This is a genomic window from Mesorhizobium sp. M1E.F.Ca.ET.041.01.1.1, assembly GCF_003997355.1.
Lineage (GTDB): Bacteria > Pseudomonadota > Alphaproteobacteria > Rhizobiales > Rhizobiaceae > Mesorhizobium.
In genome coordinates this window covers 1-2,355 of sequence record NZ_RZSL01000775.1, presented here as the reverse complement: position 1 = coordinate 2,355, position 2,355 = coordinate 1, and the positions used below count along the sequence as shown (strand labels likewise).

Below are 2,355 nucleotides of genomic sequence, written 5' to 3'. Positions count from 1 at the left end.
GCATCGGCGGCGGCAGGCCTCGAGCGGATGGCGGTCTCGATCTCGACGCCGTAGCGGTCGGCAAGCGCGACAATGTCCTTCAGCACCGCCTCCCTGCGGCGATGCGAGACGGCGTCGCGCGGCTGGTCGCGGCCGACCCGCGCAACGTAGAGCATCTTGACCGGCGCGCCGGTGACAGCGGCGATTGCCAACGCCAGCTCGGCGCCACGGCGAGCGACCGACGTGCCGTTGACCGGCACCAGGATACGACCCGACTCGGGGCCAAGCCTCGGCATATGCCGCCCGGCGGCAACGGGTTTCAGCACCAGGCAGAGCGGGCCGTCGAAGGCGCCGGCAACCTCGTTCAGCCGGTGCGAGAAACCGCCCTTGGCGGTCACCGCGCGGCCGAGGCCGATGAGCAGCATGCCATAGCCCTTACGCGCTTCCTTGGCCACCGCCTCGGCCGAGAGCTGGACCTCGTGCCTGCGGCGGGTCAAGGGGGCTTCACGCACGGGCTCCTCGTCGGCTTCCTTCGCCGCCTCGCGACCCTCCTCGGCGCCCTTCTCGATCTCGTCCAGATGCGCAGCCTCGCCCGGCTCGGCTTCGCTTTCGCCGCTGGCATGCAGCACCGTCATCGGCTTGCCGGCGCCGACTACGCCGGCAAGGTAGGCGGCGAAGCGGCCGACCACGCCCTCGTCGACCACCACCAGCAACCGCTCCAGATTGGCGATGAAGCCGCGCTGGTCGACCTCCTCGCGCTCCAGCCTTTTCTTCTCCGCCTCGCCGATCGTCAGGCGCCCGAGCGTCCATCGCAGCGTCGGCGGCATGGCCAAGGTGGTGATGACGGCCATGGTGAGGATCATGGTGAAGAGGTTGTGCGAGAGCACGCCGATCGACAGGCCGATCGAGGCGACGATGACCTCGGTCGAGCCGCGCGCGTTCATGCCGCAGCCGACCGCAATGCCCTCGGCGCGGCTCATGCCGGAGAGCTCGGCGCCGATGAAGGCGCCGCCAAACTTGCCGAGGCTGGCGATCGCCACCAGCGCTACGGTAAGTAGCGCGAGCTCCGGGTCGGCAAGCACGGTGAGGTCGGCGGACAAGCCGGCAACACCGAAGAACACCGGCATGAAAAGTGCCGTGATCACTCCGCGCAATTGCCCCTCGATGTGGCGCGACAGGATCGGCGACTCGCCGACCAGTATGCCGGCGACGAAAGCGCCTAACACGGTGTGGACGCCGATCAGCTCGGTGATCAGCGCCATGGCGCCCATGATGGCGAGGATGACGGTGACCACCGCATATTCCGAGCGGAAGGTGTCGTTGGTCCAGCGGATGGCGTCGAAGACGATGCGCCGGCCGAGCGTGAAGGAAAAACCCATGAAGGCGGCAACGCCGGCCAGCGTGAAGGCCAGACTGCCGGCCTCGATGCGGCCATGCGTAGCGATGCCGATGGTGATGGCGATGATCACCCAGCCGATCGTATCTTCGATGATGGCCGAGGAGACGATGATCTGGCCGAGGTCGCGACGCATGAAGTTCATCTCGCGCACCACCATGGCGACGATCTTGACCGAGGAGATCGAAAGCGCGGTGCCAAGGAACAGGCCGGCGACGACACGCTCGCTGCCGGCGGCGAGCAACGTGTCCGGCATGAATTGCGCCGCCGCGAAGCCCAGCACGAAAGGCACGGCGACACCCGTGGCCGAGATGGAGAAGCAGGCGCGGCCGACGCGGCGCACCAGCCGCAAATCCGTCTCCATGCCGGTCAGCAGCAGAAGCATCAGCACGCCGAGCTGGGCGATGGCATTGATCATCGACTTTTGCGCGGCATCGCCCGTAAAGACCACGCGCTCGGCCGCGGGCCACAGCCAGCCGAGCAGCGAAGGGCCGAGCAGGATGCCGCCGATCAACTGGCCCATAACCGCCGGCTGGCCGAACCGCTCCAGCAATTCGCCGATGCCGCGGCCGACGACGAGCAGCAAAATGATTTCGAGAACGAAGATGCCTTCGCTGGACATGCCGCTCTTCTCGGCGGCCCAGGCGACAGCCGGCATCAAAAGGAGCGCCGCCGGCGCAAGCGCGAGAGAGACCGACAGCAGCCGGCGCCGGTTGGGCATGAAGGACAATTTCTGCACCCCTCGATTATGCCCGGCGATAACGGTTTGGCGAGAGCTTCGGTTGCACGGCCGCGATCTCCCCTCTCCCGGGGGAGATGTCGCCGAAGGCGACAGAGGGGGTCGCCTCGCGTGAAGCGCCAGCGTCTTGTGCGCCGTGACGAGGTTGGCGCTCTATGCGAGACGACCCCCTCTGGCCGCTGCGCGGCCATCTCCCCCTCAAGGGGGGAGATTACGCACCGTCCCGACAATTCGATTCAAA

1 protein-coding gene is annotated in these 2,355 nt (G+C 67.3%); it reads right to left on the bottom strand.

Annotated elements, in window-relative coordinates; all coding sequences use genetic code 11:
• On the bottom strand, nucleotides 1-2,096 hold a 2,096-nt coding region (locus EOA38_RS33965; RefSeq protein ID WP_127301276.1), incomplete at its 3' end, for a cation:proton antiporter.
• Nucleotides 2,097-2,355 lie beyond the last annotated feature (259 nt).